The organism is Fulvivirga ulvae, assembly GCF_021389975.1.
GTDB lineage: Bacteria > Bacteroidota > Bacteroidia > Cytophagales > Cyclobacteriaceae > Fulvivirga > Fulvivirga ulvae.
In genome coordinates, this window is record NZ_CP089981.1 from 3159095 (window position 1) to 3182233 (window position 23139).

The 23139-nt window shown below is 41.3% G+C and carries 25 protein-coding genes; 23 read left to right on the forward strand and 2 right to left on the reverse strand.

Features of this window, described 5'->3' with window-relative positions; all coding sequences use genetic code 11:
* Genes mreC through rodA form a run of 4 tightly spaced genes read left to right on the forward strand, consistent with a single transcriptional unit; the run spans nucleotide 1 to nucleotide 4479 of the window.
* Complete coding sequence (mreC, locus tag LVD17_RS13235) at nucleotides 1-879, forward strand: rod shape-determining protein MreC (RefSeq protein ID WP_233767442.1); 879 nt, start codon at nucleotides 1-3, stop codon at nucleotides 877-879.
* Entirely contained in the window at nucleotides 879-1400 is a 522-nt protein-coding gene (locus LVD17_RS13240; RefSeq protein ID WP_233767443.1) for a Rod shape-determining protein MreD, read from the forward strand. Before mreC ends, LVD17_RS13240 begins: the two co-directional genes overlap by 1 nt.
* Nucleotides 1397-3208: a penicillin-binding protein 2 gene (gene mrdA, locus LVD17_RS13245; protein ID WP_233767444.1), complete on the forward strand. Its 1812-nt coding sequence runs from the start codon at nucleotides 1397-1399 to the stop codon at nucleotides 3206-3208. The genes LVD17_RS13240 and mrdA overlap by 4 nt, the downstream gene beginning before the upstream one ends.
* The gene (rodA, locus tag LVD17_RS13250; RefSeq protein WP_233767445.1) at nucleotides 3208-4479 is read left to right on the forward strand and encodes a rod shape-determining protein RodA; all 1272 of its coding nucleotides are present in this window, start codon (nucleotides 3208-3210) and stop codon (nucleotides 4477-4479) included. The genes mrdA and rodA overlap by 1 nt, the downstream gene beginning before the upstream one ends.
* A 5-nt stretch (nucleotides 4480-4484) precedes the next feature.
* Here the strand turns inward: rodA and LVD17_RS13255 are convergent, their stop codons facing one another.
* A complete protein-coding gene (locus LVD17_RS13255) occupies nucleotides 4485-5495 on the reverse strand; it encodes a DUF8457 domain-containing protein (protein WP_233767447.1) in 1011 nt (336 codons plus the stop codon).
* Nucleotides 5496-5566: 71 nt separating this feature from the next.
* Here LVD17_RS13255 and LVD17_RS13260 point away from each other — a divergent pair, with 71 nt between their 5' ends.
* The 5 genes from LVD17_RS13260 to LVD17_RS13280 all read left to right on the forward strand — a co-directional run bounded on the left by LVD17_RS13260 (nucleotide 5567) and on the right by LVD17_RS13280 (nucleotide 10382).
* Nucleotides 5567-5893 (forward strand): 2Fe-2S iron-sulfur cluster-binding protein, encoded by a 327-nt coding sequence (locus tag LVD17_RS13260; protein WP_233767449.1) that lies wholly within the window; start codon nucleotides 5567-5569, stop codon nucleotides 5891-5893.
* A gap of 258 nt (nucleotides 5894-6151) precedes the next feature.
* Nucleotides 6152-6745: a thymidine kinase gene (locus LVD17_RS13265; protein WP_233767451.1), complete on the forward strand. Its 594-nt coding sequence runs from the start codon at nucleotides 6152-6154 to the stop codon at nucleotides 6743-6745.
* Nucleotides 6742-8997, forward strand: coding sequence for a type IX secretion system anionic LPS delivery protein PorZ (gene porZ, locus LVD17_RS13270; RefSeq protein ID WP_441712287.1), 2256 nt, complete (start codon nucleotides 6742-6744; stop codon nucleotides 8995-8997). The genes LVD17_RS13265 and porZ overlap by 4 nt, the downstream gene beginning before the upstream one ends.
* Nucleotides 8997-9653: a DNA repair protein RecO gene (recO, locus tag LVD17_RS13275; protein ID WP_233767455.1), complete on the forward strand. Its 657-nt coding sequence runs from the start codon at nucleotides 8997-8999 to the stop codon at nucleotides 9651-9653. The genes porZ and recO overlap by 1 nt, the downstream gene beginning before the upstream one ends.
* Before the next feature lie 129 nt (nucleotides 9654-9782).
* Complete coding sequence (locus LVD17_RS13280) at nucleotides 9783-10382, forward strand: hypothetical protein (protein WP_233767457.1); 600 nt, start codon at nucleotides 9783-9785, stop codon at nucleotides 10380-10382.
* 63 nt (nucleotides 10383-10445) lie between these two features.
* On the opposite strand, the gene LVD17_RS13285 is transcribed toward LVD17_RS13280, so the two are convergent.
* Nucleotides 10446-11681, reverse strand: coding sequence for an NAD(P)/FAD-dependent oxidoreductase (locus LVD17_RS13285; protein ID WP_233767459.1), 1236 nt, complete (start codon nucleotides 11679-11681; stop codon nucleotides 10446-10448).
* Nucleotides 11682-11841: 160 nt separating this feature from the next.
* Here LVD17_RS13285 and flxA point away from each other — a divergent pair, with 160 nt between their 5' ends.
* The 14 genes from flxA to lolA2 all read left to right on the forward strand — a co-directional run bounded on the left by flxA (nucleotide 11842) and on the right by lolA2 (nucleotide 23139).
* Nucleotides 11842-13380 carry a flexirubin biosynthesis tyrosine ammonia-lyase FlxA gene (flxA, locus tag LVD17_RS13290; protein WP_233767959.1) on the forward strand — a complete coding sequence of 513 codons (1539 nt, stop codon included), beginning with the start codon at nucleotides 11842-11844 and terminating at the stop codon, nucleotides 13378-13380.
* A 77-nt stretch (nucleotides 13381-13457) separates the two neighbouring features.
* Nucleotides 13458-14183: a flexirubin biosynthesis SDR family reductase FlxB gene (gene flxB / locus LVD17_RS13295; RefSeq protein ID WP_233767460.1), complete on the forward strand. Its 726-nt coding sequence runs from the start codon at nucleotides 13458-13460 to the stop codon at nucleotides 14181-14183.
* Nucleotides 14184-14198: 15 nt separating this feature from the next.
* Complete coding sequence (locus tag LVD17_RS13300; protein WP_233767461.1) at nucleotides 14199-15419, forward strand: beta-ketoacyl-[acyl-carrier-protein] synthase family protein; 1221 nt, start codon at nucleotides 14199-14201, stop codon at nucleotides 15417-15419.
* A 17-nt stretch (nucleotides 15420-15436) separates the two neighbouring features.
* Entirely contained in the window at nucleotides 15437-15685 is a 249-nt protein-coding gene (locus LVD17_RS13305; RefSeq protein ID WP_233767463.1) for an acyl carrier protein, read from the forward strand.
* Nucleotides 15685-16569, forward strand: coding sequence for a lysophospholipid acyltransferase family protein (locus LVD17_RS13310; protein ID WP_233767464.1), 885 nt, complete (start codon nucleotides 15685-15687; stop codon nucleotides 16567-16569). The genes LVD17_RS13305 and LVD17_RS13310 overlap by 1 nt, the downstream gene beginning before the upstream one ends.
* Before the next feature lie 58 nt (nucleotides 16570-16627).
* Nucleotides 16628-17071: a hotdog family protein gene (locus LVD17_RS13315; RefSeq protein ID WP_233767465.1), complete on the forward strand. Its 444-nt coding sequence runs from the start codon at nucleotides 16628-16630 to the stop codon at nucleotides 17069-17071.
* On the forward strand, nucleotides 17071-17496 hold the full coding sequence (locus LVD17_RS13320) for an acyl-CoA thioesterase (protein ID WP_233767466.1): 426 nt from the start codon (nucleotides 17071-17073) through the stop codon (nucleotides 17494-17496). The genes LVD17_RS13315 and LVD17_RS13320 overlap by 1 nt, the downstream gene beginning before the upstream one ends.
* A 2-nt stretch (nucleotides 17497-17498) precedes the next feature.
* The gene (locus LVD17_RS13325; protein WP_233767468.1) at nucleotides 17499-18647 is read left to right on the forward strand and encodes a beta-ketoacyl synthase N-terminal-like domain-containing protein; all 1149 of its coding nucleotides are present in this window, start codon (nucleotides 17499-17501) and stop codon (nucleotides 18645-18647) included.
* A gap of 19 nt (nucleotides 18648-18666) precedes the next feature.
* Nucleotides 18667-19287 (forward strand): beta-ketoacyl-[acyl-carrier-protein] synthase family protein, encoded by a 621-nt coding sequence (locus LVD17_RS13330; protein ID WP_233767491.1) that lies wholly within the window; start codon nucleotides 18667-18669, stop codon nucleotides 19285-19287.
* A gap of 4 nt (nucleotides 19288-19291) precedes the next feature.
* Nucleotides 19292-19546, forward strand: a complete 255-nt coding sequence (locus tag LVD17_RS13335; RefSeq protein ID WP_233767493.1) for a phosphopantetheine-binding protein — start codon at nucleotides 19292-19294, stop codon at nucleotides 19544-19546.
* A 5-nt stretch (nucleotides 19547-19551) separates the two neighbouring features.
* Nucleotides 19552-20748 carry a beta-ketoacyl-[acyl-carrier-protein] synthase family protein gene (locus LVD17_RS13340; RefSeq protein ID WP_233767494.1) on the forward strand — a complete coding sequence of 399 codons (1197 nt, stop codon included), beginning with the start codon at nucleotides 19552-19554 and terminating at the stop codon, nucleotides 20746-20748.
* Complete coding sequence (locus LVD17_RS13345; protein WP_233767496.1) at nucleotides 20745-21749, forward strand: beta-ketoacyl synthase chain length factor; 1005 nt, start codon at nucleotides 20745-20747, stop codon at nucleotides 21747-21749. The genes LVD17_RS13340 and LVD17_RS13345 overlap by 4 nt, the downstream gene beginning before the upstream one ends.
* Nucleotides 21746-22513: a polysaccharide deacetylase family protein gene (locus tag LVD17_RS13350; RefSeq protein WP_233767497.1), complete on the forward strand. Its 768-nt coding sequence runs from the start codon at nucleotides 21746-21748 to the stop codon at nucleotides 22511-22513. The genes LVD17_RS13345 and LVD17_RS13350 overlap by 4 nt, the downstream gene beginning before the upstream one ends.
* Complete coding sequence (gene lolA2, locus LVD17_RS13355; RefSeq protein WP_233767499.1) at nucleotides 22510-23139, forward strand: flexirubin biosynthesis/transport protein LolA2; 630 nt, start codon at nucleotides 22510-22512, stop codon at nucleotides 23137-23139. The genes LVD17_RS13350 and lolA2 overlap by 4 nt, the downstream gene beginning before the upstream one ends.

Below are 23139 nucleotides of genomic sequence, written 5' to 3' on the forward strand. Positions count from 1 at the left end.
ATGCAAAGATTATTTCTGTTTCTTTATCAATACAGAGCGTTCTTGACATTTCTTTTCCTAGAGATACTTTGTAGTTGGTTTATTATACAAAACAACAATTATCAGGGAGCTAAATTCTTTAATTCTTCAAACAGGCTGGCGGCAGGGCTACTTCAGTCGTCAGGTAATATATCGGACTACTTCAGTCTGGCAAAGGTTAATACTGACCTTGCCCGGGAGAATGCAGATTTAAAAGAGAGGCTTGAGCAGCTTAATCAAAAGCTTGTTGAGGTTCAGATAAGCCAGGTAAACGACAGCACCCTGTCTGAAGCAGATAGCGTTACCATCCCTGAAACAGACAGCATTGTCATTAGAAAATATGAGTACTTTAGTGCTAAAGTCATTAACAACTCAACGCGGAGGTTTAATAACTATATTACCATAAACAAAGGGGCAGTTGATGGTGTAGAGCCGGGATTTGGCGTTATTGGTAACGATGGTGTGGTTGGCAAAGTAAAGATTGTTTCGAAACACTTTTCTGTGATTACCTCTATTCTGCATGGAGATGTGCTGGTTTCGGCCAAAGTAAAAAGGACCGGTGATCTGGCTACAGTAAAGTGGGGTGGAATAGATCCCTATATTGCGCAGCTTATGTATGTTCCCCGTCATGTAAAACCTCAGGTGAATGATACTATAGTTACTTCTGGTTACAATGCAATATTCCCCGAGGGTATACCTATAGGTTTAATAAAAGAAGTAGAGGTTCGTGAAGATGCTCTTTTTTACGACATCACCATATCATTGGCCAGCGACTTGAATGAGCTATCCTATGTGTACCTCATCAAAAATAGCCTTAAAACGGAACAAGATTCTTTGGAAACTAACGCGGAAATATTTTAATGCTTAACAGGAGACTTATATTACAAATCATTTCTTTCTTTCTGTATGTATTAGTACAGGTTCTTCTGCTTCAAAACCTTGTGCTTTTTGATAAGTCTTTTTGCTTCTTGTATGTGGCCTTTTTACTTGTATTGCCTGTGGAGACCGGTGTACTAACCTTAATGACCCTGGGTTTTATTCTTGGTATATCAGTTGATATTTTTTATGATAGTCTGGGAATTCATGCAGCATCGTGCGTGTTTATAATGTTTATAAGGAACTACTGGCTCAACCTGCTTACACCGCAGGGAGGCTATGACACAGGCTCGATGCCTACAGTCCGGTTGAATGGCTGGCAATGGTTTAGTTTTTACGCTTTGCCACTAATTTTTCTCCACCACTGTGTGTTGTTTTTTATTGAGTCTGCAGGTTTTGGATTGTTTGGCTTTACACTATCCAAAGCTTTTTTTAGTACATGGTTTACTTTCGCCGTAATTCTGATTACACAATACCTGTTTTATAATAAGAGGAGAGGACTATGAACGATTCACGTAAGAATGTAATACAGTTGATAGTGATTGTCGTTGCGATAATCTTTCTGATCAAACTGTTTTCCATTCAGGTGTTGGACGATAAATATGCGCAGGCTGCTACCAGTAATATTATTCACCGTATAGTAGAGTACCCTTACAGAGGTTTGATCTATGACCGGAACGGCAAGCTTATAGTCTATAACACTCCCCAATACGATCTGACCATTACCCCCAAGGAAGTTGCCAAACTGGATACATTACAGTTTTGCGAACTTTTTAATATTACTCCCGAAGAATTCAAAAGTAAGTACGAGAAGATGTCCAAAACAAAAGGCTTCTCGTATGTTAAGCCCAATATCTTTATTAAGCAGCTCTCGAATACCGATTTGGCCCGTGTGGAAGACTACCTGGTTGATTTTCCAGGATTCGATATTCAGGCAAGAACGACCAGGGCATACGCATATCCCGTAATGGCCAACGCATTAGGGTATGTCAGCGAGATCAACCAGCGGCAGTTGGACAGAGATACACTTAATTACTACCGGCAGGGCGATTATATTGGCCAAAGCGGCATAGAAGCTTACTATGAAAAGCAACTCAGGGGCAAGAGGGGTGTGAAGTTTAAGATCAGGAATGTAAGGGGTATAGAGAAGGGCGATTTTGAAGGTGGTAAATATGATACTCTTGCCATCCCTGGAGAAAACCTGATAACTACCGTGGATATCGACCTGCAGCGATATGGAGAGAAACTGATGGAGGGCAAAGCAGGAAGTATAGTGGCCATTGAGCCTGCTACAGGAGAGATATTGTCGATTGTGTCCGGGCCATCATATGATCCTAAGCAGCTTACGGGTAAAAATTACAGTGAGAATTTCGCTTCCATCAGTGCGGATACAATGAAGCCCTTGTTTAACCGTCCTTTAATGGCGCAATACCGTCCCGGTTCGATTTTCAAAATAGTTCAGGCTATGGTGGCATTAGAGGAAGGCGTAGTAAACAGACACACCAGGATAGCCTGTAACAGGGGCATAATTGGCTGCCATGGGCCACATTCGTACGAAGATCTGGTGGGAGCCATTAAACACTCCTGTAACCCGTATTTTTATACTGTAATGAAACGCGTTGTTAATCAAGAGCTTTCGCAGGATACATATGAAGATACACGTATTGGATTAGCCAAATGGCACAAGCACATCGAAAGTTTCGGTTTGGGTGCGCCTTTGGGAATAGACTTGCCCAACGAGAAGTCAGGAATGGTACCTAGTGTTTCTTATTATGACCGTGCCTACAATAACAGGCCCTGGAAATATTCAAATATTTACTCCATCGCTATTGGAGAGGGAGAAAACCTTGTAGTGCCGCTGCAAATGGCAAATTTTGCGGCAACAGTCGCAAACAGAGGTTACTACTATATCCCGCACCTTGTAAGATCTGTTGGGGAGACAGGTCAACCCCTTCCGAAGTATGCAAAAAAGCACTATACATCAGTTTCTCCTGAGCATTTTGAAATAGCCGTTGAGGCCATGGCCAAGGTGGTAGAATCAGGGACCGGCCAATACCGGGCACAGTTACGGGATATTGTAGTATGCGGAAAAACAGGAACAGTTCAAAATGATCCGTTGCCAGATCATTCGGTTTTTATAGCCTTTGCGCCCAAAGATAATCCCAAAATAGCCGTTTCGGTGTATGTAGAAGACGCCGGGCAGGGTGCCAGGGCAGCAGCCTCAATTGCCAGCCTGATGATAGAAAAATACCTGTTGGGTGAAACCAAGCGGCCTCATATAGAGGAATACGTGAAGAAAGGAGAATTTTTATAGTGAGAAGATCGGATAGTATAGTAAGTAAGCTGGATTGGGCAACTGTTTTATTGTTCTTCCTGATCGTGATACTGGGTTGGTTGAACATATATGCGGCAGTCTATGATGAAACAGCCGTTCAGAATATTTTTAGCACTACCCTGAATAGTGGAAGGCAGTTGATGTTTATTGCTGCTTCAGTGGTGTTGATCATAGCTATTTTAGTAGTTGACTTTAAATTTTATGATACCTTCGGCTACTTCATTTTTGGAGGAGTAATGTTTTTACTCATCTTCGTTCTGGTGTTTGGCCGGGAAGTGGCAGGGTCCAAGTCGTGGTTCGAGATCGGTGCTTTCAGACTTCAGCCTTCTGAGTTTGCCAAGTTTGCTACAGCATTGGCGGTCGCTAAATTTATAGGTACGAGTGGCTTTCGAATGGATCATCTGAAAAATCAGGCCATCCTGTTTGGTATCATTGGTTTTCCTGTAGTATTGATTATGTTGCAAGGGGATACAGGTACCGCTATGGTCTATTCCATTTTTCTTTTTGTTTTTTTTAGAGAGGGTATGTCTCCCATGTTGCTTTTGTTGGGAACGGCCGCTGGTATTATCTTTATTCTGACCCTACTTGTTCCAAATCATTTGTATTTATATATAGGCATTGTATCTATTGCTTTGCTTATTATTTTCTTCGGTAAAAGAACACCGAAAAGAATAACACTTGTTGTCGCCGGAGCTTTGTTAGTGACAGGTGTTATAAAAAGTGTTGATTACGTTATTTCAGATGTATTGAAACCACATCAACAGAACAGGATCAAAGCGCTGATCAATCCAGATGCTGATCCTTTGGGATATGGCTGGAACGTAACTCAGTCAAAAATTGCTATAGGCAGTGGAGGTTTTTCAGGTAAGGGATTCCTGAGAGGTACCCAGACGAAGTTCGATTTTGTGCCAGAGCAAAGTACCGATTTTATCTTCTGTACGATTGGTGAGGAACACGGCTGGATTGGCAGCTTTATATTGATTTCGCTGTTTGTGACCTTGCTGTTGCGACTCATTTTTATAGCAGAAAGACAAAAATGGCGATTTGCCAGAGTGTATGGATATAGCGTAGTATGTATTTTATTCTTTCACTTTGCAGTAAACATTGGTATGACTATAGGTTTATTCCCGGTTATTGGTATTCCCCTGCCTATGTTTAGTTACGGAGGGTCATCACTCATTGGATTTACCATACTCATTTTTATCTTTCTGAAACTTGATGCACACAGAATGCAGGTGCTGGTAAGGTAAGGCGGCTATGAAAGCCGCTTTTCCAGAAGCTCCATAAATTCGCCTACCTCTTCGCTTTCTTTGTCCCATTCCGGGTATTCCGAAGCAAGATATAATGAGGCAGATCTTTTGTCTTCACAGTTGTCCAGATAATCAATGGCCCGGTTATAAGTCTCCTCATCACCGTAGAACAGTGTGTTGATAAACATAAACCGTTGATTTATGCTGATATGTCTTCTGATGCTTTCAATCTTCTGGTTACGGTGGCTGTCGGCGATAGTAGGTTTTTGTTCGGCAGAGTGCTTGTCATTAATAGTGGATACAGTACCTTCCGTTATTTCATTTACAGGCCTTTCCCTCGACAGGGAATTGGTAGTTTGAGCAGGAGCATTTACTTTAGAAGATTCGCCGTAGACAATAGCTTCTGAAAGAGGCAAAGTTCTGGAGAAGATTTCAATATACTCATCCGTATCCGCAGGGCTTTCCTGAATGTTTTGAAACACCTCATTAAGGAGTTTGCCGGCTTTCTCTTCAGAGATTCGCTGATAACCCTGATCTTCTATTTTCCCTATAAGAGCCTGAAGCAAATTGTTGTTGATCTTCACATATTTCGACATCCTTTTTAGCTCCTTAAGGGATAATTCCTGCTGCTCAGGGTCATGAATGAGATGCATATAATAATCGTACGGAGAAAATATCAGTAGCAGTGTATCCCTTGTAGCTTGCTTTAGCAAAGGCATAAAATATTTCTTTTCAACTGAAATATGCCTGGAGAGGATGTTCATAAATTCTTTGAGGGCTACCTTGGCCTCGGGGGCATCGTAATTGAAGTACGGACTTTTGAGTCTGGCGACTTCCTTTGTCCACTCAGAAAGTAAGTATTTGATTACGAATAAATTAATTTGCCTTATTTCCTGAAGTTCCAGTATTTCCTTACCGGAGATTGTTTGGTTATTATTAAAATGTTGACTGACTACAATTTCACAGAACCGGTTACAATAGTCCTCGATTCCCTTATTATTGAGATTATTTTCCATACTTTTCAATTACCCTAATCAATTATCGTTTTTACCTTTGTCTGGCAAATACATTTATAAAGTTAGCAAATATGCCCAAGATCGTTATCAAAAATCTCGATAACAAAATCATTTCAGGCAACGAAGCGCCTGAATCAATATTGAATATACTGCAGGATAATTTTGTCGACTGGATGCATGCCTGCGGTGGCAAAGGCAGGTGCACTACCTGTAAAGCCATAATCCTGGAAGGCGAAGAAAACCTCGGCCCCCTCACTACACACGAAAAACGCTTTGCAGATATGAACGCACTAAAACCCAACGAAAGATTAACCTGCCAGTGCATAGTCGAAAAAGGGGAGATTGTTATTAAAGTCCCCGAAACCAGCAAACTACCCCATATGAAATACTCAGACTAGTCTGTTTACCATTTCCTGTTTGCCATTAACTGCTTTCTCTTCATCATTCAGTTTACCAACCCTCAGGTCACCATTACTCCCGTCTTCCTCCCAATAGCCAACCCGCAAATCACACCGATTACCAAACACCGCTCACTGCTAACCATGTCTGTCACAATACTCCGGTCTTCCCACCTAACCAACATGCAAATCCCGGCTCTCGCATCAAAACCCCGGCCCCATATCCCAAGTCTCGTATCTAATTACTATTTTTGAAGAATGTTTGTAGAGCCTAATTTTGGTAAAGCCAAGAAAACGGGGTGGATTGAGGTGATCTGCGGGTGTATGTTTTCCGGGAAAACCGAAGAATTGATAAGAAGATTAAACCGATCGCTTATAGCAAAGCAGAAGGTTGAAATATTTAAACCTGCCGTTGACGTCAGGTATCACAAAAGTGATGTAGTATCCCATAACGAAAATGCGATCAGGTCCACGCCTGTCGATTTTGCCGATGACATTATACTCATGGCCGGCGATTGCGACGTAGTAGGCATTGACGAGGCTCAGTTTTTCGATGAAGAGATCGTTACAGTATGTAATAAACTGGCAAACAGCGGCAAACGTGTTATCGTAGCTGGGTTGGACATGGACTTTGAAGGGAAACCTTTTGGCCCTATGCCCAACTTGCTTGCTGTAGCAGAATTTGTTACCAAGGTACATGCCATATGTGCCCGGTCTGGTGAGATTGCATCTTTTTCATTCAGGTTGACAGACGATCAGGGCAAAGTTTTATTAGGCGAAAAACAACAGTATGAAGCCAGAAGCAGAAGGAGCTTTTTCGAAGGAATGAAAGACCGTAAATCTAACCAGTGAGCAGGATAGTATTATTTATTTTCTGTGTTATAATTTGGCGCATGGGGTTGGGTCAAAATGATATTCCCATTGGTACCTGGCGCACCCATTACGCGTACTATAATTTAAAACATGTTGTTGAGGCAGAAAACAGAATATTTGCTTCTGCTGAGAGCGGTCTTTTCTATTTTGATAAAGACGATAATAGTATTACAAAACTATCAAAGATCGATGGCTTGCAGGCTGAGGATATTACAGCGCTGTATTTTGATCACTCCACATCGCAGCTTTTAATAGGCTATGGTTCGGGTAACCTTGATGTGATCCGGGGCAATGAAATATTTAGCCTTGATCTTACTTCCACGTCACAGATTATAGGTTCAAAAAGAATCAATCATATTACCAGCTTTCAGTCATTTGCCTACATAGCCACTGATTATGGTGTGTTAAAATTTGACCTGAGCAGACTTGAGGTTACGGAGACCTATAGAGAGTTAGGTGCAGGTGCAGAACCTTTGAAGATCAACCAAAGTACTGTTTTGAATGACAGTCTTTTTCTGGCTACGGAGGAAGGAGTGCTTGCGGCTAATCTTATTGATGGTACCAATTTGCTGGATTACCAAAACTGGAAAAGATTTGACATTGCAGAGGGTATACCTGCTTCCCCGATCCAAATCATTGTTTCTTTGAATAATATTGTATTGGCAGGTATAGACGAAGACCAGCTATACAAGTACGAGGATATTTGGCAGGCTACCGGCTTGCTGATGGGTGCCGATTTTAGTGAAGCTTCATCTAATGATCAGCAGGCATTGATTGTTCATAGCGGAGCCCTTACAGGCATTTCTCTGTCACTTCAGCAAACCTCTGTTCAGAGCGACTTATTGTCGGTTGTAAGCATGGCTATTAACGATCAGGAGGGGCACCTATGGATTGCTGATGCTCAAAACGGACTTATCACCGATTATACCGGAGCGTTTCAGTCCCTTGAATTAAATGGCCCTTATAAGAACGAAATTTTTCGTTTTGGGCAGTTTAACAATTCCATTTATGCTTTTCCCGGAGGATATGCTTCCGGCATGAATCCGATGGGAAGTGATGCTGGCTTTTACATTTTCAGCGGGAATTCCTGGCAAAACTATAACATCGCTGGCATTGATTATACAATACCTGAGTTTAAGGATATAGTAGACGGAGCATATCAGGAAAGCTCTGGTAGCCTGTTCCTCGCTTCTGCAGGTTACGGACTTTTGAAACTTACAAATAATGGAGAAAGTACCATTATTGATGAGATAAACAGCCCTCTGGAAAACCTTAGCGTCGCTGAACGGCGCGTTATCATTCCTGCTTTGACAAAAGCCAATGGAGGCTTATGGGTACTTAACTATGGCGCAGCTTACCCACTGCATTTCCTTGATAAAGATGGCAATTGGGCCTCCTATAACTTGAACCTTACAGCCGCCAGTTATCCTATAAAGATAATGATAGTAAATCATCAGGTTTGGATGATCATTGACCCAACTGTTGAAGGGGGTATACTGGTTTTCGAACCTGAAACAAATGAATATAGATTCCTGTCGGACGTTACCAACAATGGTGGTTTAAAAGGAGACCGGGTTTATGATTTTGCATTAGACAAAGAGGGGTTGGTTTGGGTAGGTACCAATGACGGCGTATCAGTATTTACGTTGCCTTCAGAAGTGCTTGAGGGAAATGTTGATGCTGTTGAGCCCATTTTTGAAAATGGTTTGCTGTTCAGAAATGAGGATGTACTCTGTATAGAAATTGACGGTGGCAATCGCAAATGGATAGGGACAACCAAAGGAGCGTGGCTGTTTAACGATGCCGCTGATGAGCAGATATTACATTTTGACCAGAGCAATAGCCCACTTCCTGACAATAGGGTTTTTGATATAGAGATAAATACAGAAACGGGAGAGGTCTTCTTTGCTACAAACAAGGGTATAGTGTCGTACCGAGGCACTGCTACGGAGGCGAGGGAGGAGCACTCTGATGTTAAAATATTTCCTAACCCTGTAACGGAAGATTTTAATGGTACAGTGGGTATATCGGGTCTGGCCTCAGATGCAGTAGTAAAGATCACGGATATATCTGGTAAGCTGATCTGGCAAATGCAAGCCAATGGAGGTACGGCTACGTGGAATGTTTCAGACTACAATGGTAACAGGGCCGAATCGGGCATCTACCTTGTATTTAGTGCTTCCGAAGATGGTGAAGATACTTTTGTAGGCAAAATAGCAGTAATTAACTGATGCTTCACAAGACTCGGGGTATAGTATTCAAATATTTCAAGTATCGCGATACATCGATCATTGCCAAGGTATTTACAGAAGAGTTTGGGTTGCAAACCTATATTGTTAATGGTGTCAGAAGCAAATCTTCCAAAGGCAGGATAGCCCTCTATCAGCCACTGACATTGCTGGACCTTGTAGTATATTACAAAGAGACGGCCGATATTAATAGAATTTCAGAAGTAAAATGTGGTAGCCCTTTTCAGACCATACAGACCGATGTTAGAAAAACTGCCATTGCCATGTTTATAGCAGAGATACTCTATAAGTGCGTGAAGGAAGAAGGCGAAGTGCATGATCTTTTTGAGTTTATTTATCGCTCTATAGAAATATTGGATCACCTGGAAACCAATTATCAGAATTTTCACCTTCAATTCATGCTTAAGCTTTCCAAATACCTAGGGTTTGGCATTGAAAGCTCAGATTTTCTTGATGTCTTTTATGCAGAGGAAGCATTTTTAGTCAATGAATTGATGGATAATTCTTATGAAGATTCTGCCAGGCTCAATAACAGCTCAAGAAGAAAAATGCTGGATCACATTATTAAGTTTTTTCAGACTAATGTCGATTCTTTGAAAGAGATCAATTCTATCAAAGTTCTTCAGGAAGTTCTGTAACAAACCGAATTCATTAAATTAAATTTCATATAGGAGTGGATATGTATATGTAATATTGTGTATATTTTTGATGTATTTAATTTATAAAATTATACATGTCATGAAAAAAGTTTTATTATATACTTCTTTTTGCTCCTTTCTGTAGTTGTTCAGGCCCAGTCTGGCAAAGCGCTTTTATACGAAAGCTCTGAATTTGTATGGTGCGGCCTTGACTACTCCCATGTAAAGTGCATTGGCCGCGATGGCTTCAATGAACCTTACGAAGTGAAACATAAGTACTTTGATGCATGGAATGAGCTGGTACTGGCAGAAGCTGATAAATATGACCTGCAAGAAGCTTATTACAAATCGAGGCAGATTACCGACCTAAGTGTTGTTGACAGAAGAAACGATATACCTGATGTAGATAAACTGGTAATTAATGATAGCTACCAATTTGAAAAAGGCAAGCTTCAGGAAATCATAAAAGATTATGATCTGGAGAAATCTGATGAAGGTCTTGGGTTAGTTTACGTTGTTGAGTCACTGAATAAATACAGGCAAACAGCTGTCATCTATGTGGTGTTTTTTGATATTGCCAGTAAAGAAATCCTTTGGAATAAAAGTTACACTACAGATGCCCGGGGGTTTGGCTTTAGAAACTACTGGGCACGCACAATCTACAATACCATGAATGAGAGCGGCGAAGACTTTAAAGCTGATCAAAAGCCCTATAAAAGAGATAAATAGGTGCTGTTTGATATTTTAATTGTTAAAGGACCACCCTCTCACCGAAACTATGTGAGAGAGGTTTTAATAGGAAACGACCTTTACCAAGTTACTTAGTGCCCGGTCGTGTTTTTTTACAAACGGGTTGCCAGAGTCCCATACGTAGCCGGCAAGTACGGAGCAGATCTGTTGCTTAATTTTTTCATTAGGGCTGTTACTGAAAAATATCTTTTGCAGGTCACCGGCATACCAGGCTTCAATAAAAGTTTTGAAGACATCAACACCACCCAGAATGTATTGAGCATAATCCTTTTCCCAGTTTATGGTTTTCCCGGCCAGTTGCTCAGAGATCAGCTCTGCCGCCAGAGCTGCCGATTCAGTTGCCAGTGTTACACCCGATGAGAAAATAGGATCAACAAAGCCGGAAGCATTGCCTGTTAATACATAACCGTTACCATAAAGTTGTTTTACTGCCGATGCATAACCTGTAATGGTTCGGGGTTCAAATACCATTTCACAGTCAGTGAAGCGTTCTTTAAGTGCCGGGATCTCAGCTATCCATTTTCTCATCTGCTTTTCTTTTGAGCCCTCATACCGGTGAACGCCTTCAGGGGAACCTACAATACCTATCGATGAAGTGCCATCGGCAAAAGGAATTACCCAGCCCCATACATCATTGGTATAGACAATGATGATAATACGCATTCTTTCTTTGTCATCGGAAACCTCTTTCGGCTTTACGTGGCAGAAAAAAGAACTTCGCTCTGGCAGCCCGGAAGGCTGATCCAGATCTAATAGCCGTGGTAGCACCCTGCCATAACCACTGGAGTCCACAATGATCCGCGCCCGGATATCAGATGTGCAGCCTGCTTTTTCAACTGTAGTTACGGAAGATCCGTCCTGATTAAATCTGACAGCAGTCACTTCTGCTTCGTAATCAAGGCAGATGCCTCTTCTCATCACTTCTTCGGCTAGTATATGGTCAAACCGGTCACGTTTTACCTGCCACGTCCACGTCCAGCCATCTGAAAACTGGCTGGCAAAATCAAAGTCGCAGATCTCATGCTTATCGGCAAATTTGGCTCCGTATTTTTTCTGAAAACCGGCCTGCTCAATAACATCTATAAAATCTGCTTTTTCAAAGTTGTGCATAGAACGTGGGAGCAGGCTTTCACCAATTACAAAACGAGGAAATTTCTGCTTTTCTACTATTTTCACATGGAGCCCTTTCTTTTGCAGGATAGCTGCAGCTACGGTACCTGAAGGCCCGGCCCCTATTACAAGCACATCTACTTTTTCCTCTGTTTCCAAATCATTCATACCAGTAATACTTTAATCCTAAAGGCCTTGACCAATCATAAAAAACCAATATAAAACTTTGTTTAATAATAGCTTAATAATTTGTTTTGTGATTTCTTGCACAAAGAAAATATTAGTTTCTCAATAAGTTTTAAAACTGTAAAAATTTAGTTTCAGAGTGATGGTAAAAATAGGTTTGGGAGCATTAACGCTCGCTGATATAGAAAAAGCAGTTTTTAAAACGGAAAAAGTCGAACTGTCAGAGGAGGCACGAAACATTGTCAACGACAGCTACGCATTCCTTAGCGAATTTTCGAAAAACAAGGTGATTTATGGGATTAATACAGGTTTTGGTCCTATGGCGCAATACAAAATAAGCGAAGGGGAGCAAAAAGACCTTCAATTTAACCTTATTCGCAGTCATGCCTCCGGTTTAGGTGATATCCTTGATCCTGTTTATGTAAGGGCCTCAATGCTTGCCAGGCTCAACACCCTGTCCCTTGGGTATTCCGGAGTAAATATTTCGGCTACTCAAATACTGATAGACTTATTGAACAACCATATTTCTCCTGTTATTTTTGAACATGGAGGCGTTGGGGCCAGCGGAGACCTTGTTCAACTGGCACACCTTGCCCTGGTCATGATAGGAGAAGGAGAGGTCGTATATAATAACCAGCGCAGATCCACTTCGGAGGTGTTTGACGAGCTTGGTATCACACCGATGAGTATTAAGCTCAGGGAAGGACTGGCAGTGATGAATGGTACCAGTGTAATGACAGGTATAGGTATAATCAATGCCATCTATGCGCAGAGAGCTATTGAGTGGTCAGTGGGCATATCTGCCATGATATGCGAAATGGTCGACTCTTACGATGATTATTTTTCGGCCGAACTGAACAATACAAAGAAGCATTCGGGGCAGCAACATATCGCCAGGCTGATGCGAGAAGGTATGGCTGATAGTAAATATATCAGAAAACGTGAAAAGCAACTTTATAATACGCACATTGAGGAAGAGATAATCAGTAACAAAGTTCAGGAGTACTATTCATTGCGCTGTGTACCTCAGATATTAGGAGCTATCTACGAAACTATTATTGAGGCACAGAAGTTGTTGGTGGAAGAAATTAATTCAGCCAACGATAACCCAATTGTGGATGCGAAAAGCGGCAATGTATTTCATGGTGGTAACTTTCATGGAGACTATGTGTCGTTTGAAATGGATAAACTGAAAATTGCCATAACCAAACTTTCTATGCTTGCCGAAAGACAATTGAATTTCCTGATGAATCCCCAGTTAAACGGCGTGCTTAGTCCGTTTGTGAATTTGGGCAAACTCGGTTTTAATTTTGGGATGCAGGGAGTACAGTTTACAGCAACCTCCACAACAGCAGAAAACCAGATGCTATCTAACCCAATGTATGTACATAGTATACCCAACAATAATGACAATCAGGATATTGTAAGCATGGGAGCAAATGCTGCCTTGTGTGCTAAAAAAGTCATTGAAAACACATTTGAGGTATTGGCCATTGAGGTTATATCCATAGTGCAGGCCCTGGATTATTTGAAAAAGACTGGGGGATTGTCTATGCAAAGCAAGCAGATATATAGCGAGATAAGAGAGATAATACCTGAGTTTAGCGGTGATTATCCTATTTATAATGACCTGAGAAAAGTGAAAGAGTTTATGATGGAAAATTCTTTACTGAAGGTTTAATTCATTATTGGAAGTGAAAAATTATATGAATAAATTGCAAATCGTTTGAAAAAGACGATTTTGAATTAATCACGTCTATGAAATATGCATTGGTTACGGGCGGCTCCCGTGGTATCGGCAAAGCAATTTGCATTCAGTTGGCAGAGCAGGGGTATAACATTTTGATCAACTACGCCTCAAATAAAAAGGCGGCAGAACAAGTGAAAGCAGCAGTGGAAGAAGCAGGCAGAGTAGCTGAACTTATACCTTTTAATGTAGCGGATAGAAAAGAAACCAATGAAGTGCTGGGACAGTGGCAAAAGAACAACGCTGACAAAAAAATTGAAGTGCTGGTGAACAATGCCGGTATCAAGAAGGACAACCTTATGATCTGGATGAAGGATGAAGAGTGGGATGATGTGGTTGATACCAGTTTGGGAGGCTTTTATAATGTTACCAAAAGTGTTTTACAGGAAATGGTTAAGACCAAAAATGGTAAGATTATCAATGTAGTGTCATTATCAGGTCTTAAAGGTTTACCCGGGCAGACAAACTATTCGGCAGCCAAGGCGGCGGTAATTGGAGCTACAAAGGCCCTGGCCCAGGAAGTTGCCAGAAGAAACATTACTGTTAATGCAGTAGCGCCGGGCTTTATTAAGACAGAAATGACTGAGGGTATTGACGAAAAGGAATATAAATCTATGATTCCTATGCGTCGGTTTGGAACAGCGGAGGAAGTAGCAAAAGTAGTAGGATTTTTAGCATCAGATGCCTCCTCATATATCACAGGAGAAACAATATCAATTAATGGAGGTCTGTATTAATCAGATTCAGTTTAAATGAACAGGGTAGTTATTACCGGTATAGGTATTTATTCGTGTATAGGGAAAAATCTTGAAGAGGTTAGAGACTCTTTATATAAGGGCAAGTCCGGTATAGGAACAGACCCCGAACGAAAAGATTTAGGGTTTAGGTCTTCTCTAACTGGTATCGTTGAACGACCAGTACTAAAGGAAATGCTCAACCGCAGACAGCGCATTGGCCTGGCTGAACAGGGTGAATATGCTTACATGTCAACCATAGAAGCAATGAAGCTGGCCAACATGGATGAGGAGTTTTTGGCTAATGAAAACGTTGGGATCATCTTCGGAAATGACAGTTCTGCCAAACCATGTATTGAGGCGGTAGACACGCTTCGGGTAAAAAAAGATACTACCTTAATTGGCAGTGGATCAATATTTCAGTCTATGAATAGTACTGTAACTATGAATCTGGCCACCATTTTCAAATTAAAAGGAATAAACTTTACTGTAAGCGCAGCATGTGCAAGTGGCTCTCACTCCATAGGGCTGGGATATATGATGGTAAAAAGCGGTATGCAGGATAAAGTTATATGCGGAGGCGCCCAGGAAGTAAACTACCATTCTATGGGAAGTTTTGATGGTTTGGGCACTTTCTCAGTGCAAGAAACGGATCCTTCGGCATCTTCAAGGCCCTTTGATAAGAAAAGGGATGGGCTGGTGCCTAGCGGAGGGGCGGCAACCATAATTATCGAAAGCCTGGAGTCAGCCAAAAAGAGAGGTGCAAAAATATTAGGAGAGATCATAGGATATGGCTTTTCCTCCAATGGAGATCATATTTCACATCCAAACGTAGAGGGTCCGGCGCGCTCACTGGAAATGGCTATGCAGCAGGCTAACATTAGGGCCGCTGATATTGCATACATAAATGCCCATGCTACATCTACTCTGGCCGGTGATTTGAACGAGGGGAAAGCAATACTGCAGGTTTTTGGAGATAAGCAGCCTTACCTGAGCTCGACCAAGTCTATGACTGGCCATGAAATGTGGATGGCCGGAGCCAGTGAAGTGGTTTACTCGCTGCTTATGATGCAAAATGGTTTTATTGCTCCAAACATCAACCTTCACGATCCTGATGATGAACTAAAAGATTTAAACTTTGCTTTTGATGTTGTGGAAAAGGATTTTGATTTATTTTTGTCGAATTCTTTTGGATTTGGAGGCACAAATTCCAGCTTAATCATCAAAAAATTTGACTAAATATTTACGAAACGGCGATGAATAGAGAAGAGATCATTGAGAAAATAAATGGATTCCTGGTGGATGAGTTTGAGGTTGAACCTGAAGTAATAGAACCTGAAGCTAATTTGAAAGAAACATTAGATCTGGATAGCCTTGACTATGTTGATCTTGTGGTGGAGATTGAAAGCAATTTTGGTTTTAAGGTAAATCCCGAGGACTTTGTAGGTATTAATACTTTTCAGGATTTCTACGAATACGTAATTCAGAAAGCCGAGGCTGCGTAATGGCGTCTTGGAAGGGCAAAACGCGTGGTGGCCTTCTGGGTTATCAGATTTTCATTTATATTCTTAAAAAGTCAGGGGTAGGTGCCGCATATGTTCTTTTGAGAATAGTGGCATGTTACTACGTGATGTTTGCTCCCAAATCAACGTCAGCTATCTATAGCTATTTCAGGCATATTGTGGGCTTCACCAGGTTGAAAGCCTGTCTGGCTGTTTACAAAAGTTACTACATTTTTGGACAGACCCTCATTGATAAAGTAGCCATTGGCTCAGGTAAATCAGGTGAATTTAATTATACTTTTGACGGTGTGGAGCACCTCGAAACATTGAAGGAAACAGGAGGTGTAGTGATCAGTGCACACCTTGGAAACTGGGAGATCGCCGGCTTTTTGCTTGATAAAATAAAGCTTACAACCAATATTTTGATCTATGAAGCTGAACACGAAAAGATCAAAAAATATCTTGACCAGGTCATGAGAGACAGGAAAGTGAACATTATTGCCATAAAGAATGACCTGTCACACATTTTCAAGATTAATACGGCTTTGCGTAATAAAGAGGTTATTTGTATGCATGGAGATAGGTTTACCTCCGGGGCGCGAGTGGCTCAAAAGGTGTTTATGAATAAAAGTGCTTTTTTCCCGCTTGGCCCGTTTACCATTGCGACCAAGCTTAAAGTGCCTTATTCATTTGCCTATGCCGTACGTGGTCAAGGTAAAACATACCATCTTTCAGCTACTCCAATCCAAAGGGCAGAGTGCACGGCTGAGCAACTGCTCGATCAGTACGTGGAAAATCTGGAAGTAAAGCTAAGGCAGTCACCTTTACAGTGGTTTAATTACTATGACTTTTGGAGTGATGATGTAAAAGGTGCAGTGGTTGAATAATAATCTCTAAATTGTAAGCCGTAGCTTGATAACTCTGCAAGCTGAAATTTTAAAAAATATGACAGCACTGGAAGAAGGAAACGAGCTTTTTAAATACATACCACAGCGTCCACCGTTTGTAATGGTATCTTCCCTTTACAGCTATGATAAAAAATCGCTGGTGTCAGGATTGAAAGTTACAGAAGATAACTTATTAGTTAGCGAAGGCTGTTTGCAGGAAGGTGGACTTGTTGAAAATATGGCGCAGACAGCGGCGTTGTTTGCAGGCATTCAGGCTCATTCATTACAAAAAATGGCCCCTGTGGGGTTTATAGCTTCGGTTAAAGGTCTCAAAATTTATAGATTACCAGCTATAGGAACCAATATCTGTACCTCGATAGAGATTGTGAACGAAGTAATGAATATGCAGATAGCCATGGCGCGGGTCTATGATAGAAATGAAATTACCATAGCTGAATGCGAACTTAGAATTTTTATTAAACCCGAAGAAGACAAGAATTAATGCTAAAAGATACAACCGAAATAAGAGTACGGTTTAATGAAATTGATAGTATGGGCATCCTGTGGCATGGTCATTATATTAAATATTTTGAAGACGGACGGGAAAGCTTTGGGAGAGCCTATAACCTCGGTTACCTGGATGTATATGAAGACCACGGCTTTTTAATACCGATTGTGAAAATAGATTGTAATTACAAGAGGCCCGTAAAATACAATGATCCTGTTATGCTTGAGACTACTTTTGTAAACTCTCCCGCAGCGAAGATTATTTTTGAGTATAAACTTTACCATGCCGACAGCAAAGAAGTATATGCTACAGGTAGATCTGAGCAGGTTTTTTTAAATAAACAACATCAGTTGCAGTTAACGGTCCCGGATTTTTTTCAACACTGGAAAGAGCGCTGGGATGTGCTTAGCCTGAAGTAATTATGGAAGTTTATTCAGTCGCGGATAATATTGTCAGTCCCTTAGGCGCGGACACAGCTGCAAACTATAAGGCATGCAGAGGAGGTATTTCAGGTATTGCCAAGGTTGACGACAGTACCTATTACCCTGAACCATTTTACGGTGCTGCCCTGAATGCAGATCAGAAGAAAACAATCCATATCTCCGAGGAAAGTGACTTTACCTTTCTGGAACAATTGTTTATCCACTCTATATCCGATGCACTCAGCCATACTCATGATCTCGACAAGAAACGAACACTGCTGGTAGTCTCTACCACAAAAGGGAATATAGACCTGTTGTCAGATAACTATAAAGGACTGGTAGATAAAAAACGGTCAGAATTGATGACTATGGCCCGGACAATTGCTTCTCAATTTGAGCTGCCACATTCACCCATTGTTGTTTCAAATGCATGTATTTCAGGATTGTCCGCCATTATTACTGCTAAAAAACTCATAGAGCTCGGGCAATATGATCACGCTATTGTATCAGGTGGCGATATGCTTAGTGAATTTGTTGTGAGCGGTTTTCAATCCCTTAAAGCCATTAGTGACGAGCCTTGCAGACCATACGATACCCGGAGGAAAGGCATCTCGCTTGGAGAAGCTTGCGGAACTATGATTATAACGCGTGATGCTGAACTTGCTAAAGAGAAAAAACAGGTCAGCAGAATTTTATCAGGATCGCAATCCAATGATGCCAACCATATTTCGGGACCTTCAAGAACCGGTGAAGGACTAAAATTAGCTGTACAACGTGCATTGAACCAGGCAGATATTACTGCACGAGATATCGACTATATCAGTGCGCATGGTACTGCTACTGTATTTAATGACGAAATGGAAGCTATAGCGTTTGATGCGCTTGGCATGAGCAACATACCATTAAATAGCTTAAAAGGCTACTTCGGACATACATTGGGAGCAGCCGGAGTAATTGAATCCATCATAGCTATTAAACAAATGAGAGAAAACGAACTGATTGCGTCAAAAGGATTTCAGGCAGCGGGAACCTCTAAAGATCTGAACGTAATTACTGAAATGAACGCAATTGGGGGATGTGAATACATCTTAAAAACCACGTCAGGTTTTGGAGGGTGCAATGCTGCGGTAGTATACAAAAGTATTTAAAACAGTAACTAAAAGTCAGATGAAACTTCAAATACAGGCTCATAGCATAATTACACCGGCTTCAGCTCAGGCCAATGGAGAGCTTGTTTTGAGTAATGACAGAAAACATCCTTTTAATCTTTTTGGTAAGGAACTGTACAGGTATCTTTCAATTCAATATCCGAAATTCTTCAAAATGGATGAATTGTGCCAGCTTGCATTTTTGGGCACCGAGCTGCTAACCACGCATATCGAAAACTGGAACGGCGATAAGGTGGCCATTGTTTTGGGAAATAGATCGGCTTCCCTCAGCTCTGATAAACGGCATTATCAATCTATTGCTGACAGGGACAACTATTTTCCCAGTCCGGCAGTGTTTGTCTATACACTTCCCAACATTATGCTTGGCGAAATGTGCATACGGTATAAGATTACAGGAGAGAATACATGCTTTATGATGGATCGGATGGATGCTGTTTTTTTGTATACCTATGTACGGCAACTGTTTGAAGAGGAGCAGTACCATTATTGCATTACAGGCTTTGTAAACTACTCGGATGATGCCTATGTTGGAGAATTATATCTTGTGAGTAGCCAAAAGAATACAAATGCACCACTGTCCCGTGGCTTTGATAAAAATTTCAATCAAATTATATTCTAATTAAATGGAAGAACTGAAAGAAAATCTAAAGACAGCTATAATAGAAGCTTTGAACCTGGAAGATGTGAATGTAGCAGACATTAATGACAATGAGCCGCTGTTTGGGGATGGTCTGGGACTTGATTCTATTGATGCTCTAGAACTGATTGTGTTACTTGAAAAAAATTATGGCGTTAAAATAGAGAATCCGGAAGATGGCAGAGAGGTTTTTCAATCTATCAATACCATAGCAGCTTATATAGAGAAAAATAAAAAATAAACAAAGTGCACGCAAAGGTCTACGTCAGCGGATATGGGATTATTTCGGCTCTTGGAGTAGGGGTGGGCAGCAATTTAAGTGCCCTGCAATCTTCGAATAGTGGTATAAGCGCACCCTCACTTCTGGATACCTCCCATAAGGATATGCCGGTTGGAGAACTGAAAGTATCAAATGCAGAATTGACTGAGCTGGCTGGCTTAAAGCATAAAAACCTATCCAGAACTGCATTGATGGGGGTACTGGCAGCCCGGGAAGCATTGGAAATGGCCGGCCTGACGCCGGCGAAGTTGAGGAGTGCCTCATTGATCAACGGCACCAGCGTGGGAGGTATGGACATATCAGAGCTTGCCTGCCGTGATTTGCAACAAGGCAGAAATATAGATTTCAAATCATCCTTTCAGGGGCATGATTGTGGCTATTCAACAGCCAAAATTGCCGATACTCTAGGTTTAAAAGGGCCATTGCAAACCATTAGTACGGCGTGCTCATCCTCTGCCAATACTATTATGAATGCCGGAAGGATGATCAGGTCAGGTATGGCAGATTGTGTAATAGCAGGAGGTTCAGATGCATTGTCATTGTTCACATTAAATGGGTTCAATAGTCTGAAAATATTGGATCAAACCCATTGTAAGCCATTCGATGAAGAAAGACAGGGTCTTAACCTGGGTGAAGGAGCAGCCTTTCTCGTACTGGAATCTGAGCAATCTCTCCGGAACAGGGGAGGCAGGGCTGTTGCACAGCTTACGGGGTATGGCAATGCTAATGATGCCTACCATCAGACGGCCTCTTCACCGGAAGGAAAAGGAGCCTTGCTGGCAATGAAAAAAGCACTTAAAATGGCTGACATGGCACCAGGGAAAATAGACTATATTAATGCCCATGGTACCGGCACTGCCAATAATGATCTTTCGGAGAGCCGTGCCATTAAGGAAGTTTTTAAAGAGGGTATACCTGTCTATAGCTCAACAAAAGCATTTACAGGACATGCCCTTGGGGCAGCAGGAGCCATTGAAGCGGTTTTTTCTTTGCTGGCCATCCAACATCAGATGGCATTCCCAAACCTGAACCTTTCTAAGGCAATGAATGTGATAAACCCTCCTGTTACTTCACTCGCTTCTATGAAGATACAATATGTGCTTTCCAACTCATTCGGATTTGGAGGCAATTGCTCATCACTTATTTTTGCAAATATTTCATGAAGGTTTATATCACAGCATCATCGGCCATTACACCACAGGATACTTTTGATTTGGAAAAGTATCTGGTCAACTGGCAATCCTCAGAGATGCCTTACCTGGTTGCGCTGGAACCTGATTATAAACATGTAATAGACCCAAAGCTTGCACGTCGCATGAGCCGGATCATAAAAATGAGTGTAGCTGCCGGAAATCGTGTACTTACAGAAGCAGGTATAGAACAGCCCAATGCCATAGTGGTGGGCACTGGCCTGGGGTGTATAAAGGATACCGAAAAATTTCTTAGTGAAATAATTAATGAAAGGGAAGGTTTGCTATCGCCAACAGCCTTTATTCAGTCTACGCATAACACCATTGCAGGACAGCTGGCACTGATGCTGCAGTGCTCTAACGACAATTTTACCTATGTTAACAGAGGACACTCATTTGAAAATGCTCTGTTCGATGCCATATTGCGTATCCATGAGGGGGCTAACCATATTTTGCTAGGTGGAGCTGACGAAATGACCCCGCAAGTACACCATATACTGCAAAAGATGGGGTGCGACAATAAAATTCCTTTCGGGGAGGGAGCCTGTTTTTTTATGATCTCAGCCTCCGGGCGGGAGAATTCTGTTTGCATTGAAAATATGGCTAACTTCAGAGACCTCTCTCCTGAGGAGGTGACAGAAGTGCTGGATGACTTTTTGACCAGAAATAGTCTCTATAAAAATGAAATAGGTGCTCTGGTACTTGGTTTTGATGAAAATAGCCCGGATGCCTATTATGAAAATTTAATCTCTGCATTTGCTGAAGATATACCGGTAGTGGGATTTAAAAAGGTTACAGGGGAATACTTTACTGCCTCGGCATATGCCTATAATTTAGGCGCTGAGATGCTCCGCAAGCAATGTGTTTTTTCAGATACGCTGATGTCAGGCACTCACCAAGGTACATTAAGCAAAGTGCTGATATACAACCATTACAAAGGAGAGAACCACACCATATCCCTATTGTCTTTATGATGCCCTTTGCACTAGCGCGAACAGTATTCATGGTGATAATAGCCAGTATCTTTTTACTGGACTATTTCCTGCCTGTACACTGGGTATTTTATGTTATCACCTCCATAGCGTTTGTTGCATTTCTGGTTATCGGTTCCTCTGTTATGCGGTATAATATATTTATACCTGCTTTCACTTCGCCGGAAGATGTTGAAAATAAAATTGCCATAACCTTTGACGATGGGCCACACCAGTTTACCGAAAGTGTTCTGGATATATTAAGAAAATACAAGTCGAAAGCCTCTTTTTTCTTAATTGGTAAACATCTGGAAAAAAATCCGAAAATAGCTCAAAGAATAGTTGATGAGGGACATGTGGTTGGAAATCATTCATACTCTCATCACAAATTTTTTAGCCTCTTTAGTAAGAAGTGCATTGCTGCCGAGATTGAAAAGACAAACGCATTGATCACGGATACTACCGGCAGAACCATAGATTACTTCAGGCCTCCTTATGGAGTTACCAATCCCGCAATAGCTGCTGCTGTAAAAGCTACTGGCATGAAGGTGATAGGCTGGAATTTACGGTCGTTTGATACCTCGGGCGCTGATCATGAAAAGATTATTAAACGGGTTATCCCAAAAATAAAGCCCGGATCAGTCATACTGCTACATGATAACAGGGAACAAACTCCGGAAATTCTGGAAGCAATTTTGCTACATGCTAAAAAGAAAAACTATAAATGCGTCACTATTGACGAAATATTTAAATTTGACAGACAATGAGTAAACTGCTAATATACTTGCTGATAGCTCCATTCTCTCTGTTGCTTCAGAACGACAACTTTCAACGCATGGAAGATATTGAAGAATTCAGAAAGGGAATAGAGCAAATGGCAGCAAACACGAAGTCAATAAAGGCTTCATTTGATCAGTCCAAGTACCTGAGCATTTTATCTAATACGGTAGAATCGTCAGGCACAATGCACTTCAAAAAGCCTGATCTTTTGAAATGGTCATACACCAGTCCATACAACTACGCCATCCTTCTTAACGGAGAGAAGATCAAGATCAATGACGAAGGTAAGGTGAATTCGTTTGACATAAAGAATAGCAAAATCTTCAAAGAATTAAATGATCTTATTATAAATAGTGTTCAGGGTAATGTTTTACAGGAAGAACGCTTCAATATTTCTTATCTGGAGAATAATAAGTTATATTTAGCCAGGCTCAGCCCTAAGGAAGAACAGCTGAAAAGTTATATAAAACAGATTGATGTGTATTTTGAAAAAAGCGATTATACTGTTAATAAAATTCAGCTTTTTGAGCATGAAGGGGATTACACACTAATAACCTTCCACAGTAAAACAATAAATTCGTCAATTCCCGATAGTGAGTTTTCATTCCAGTGA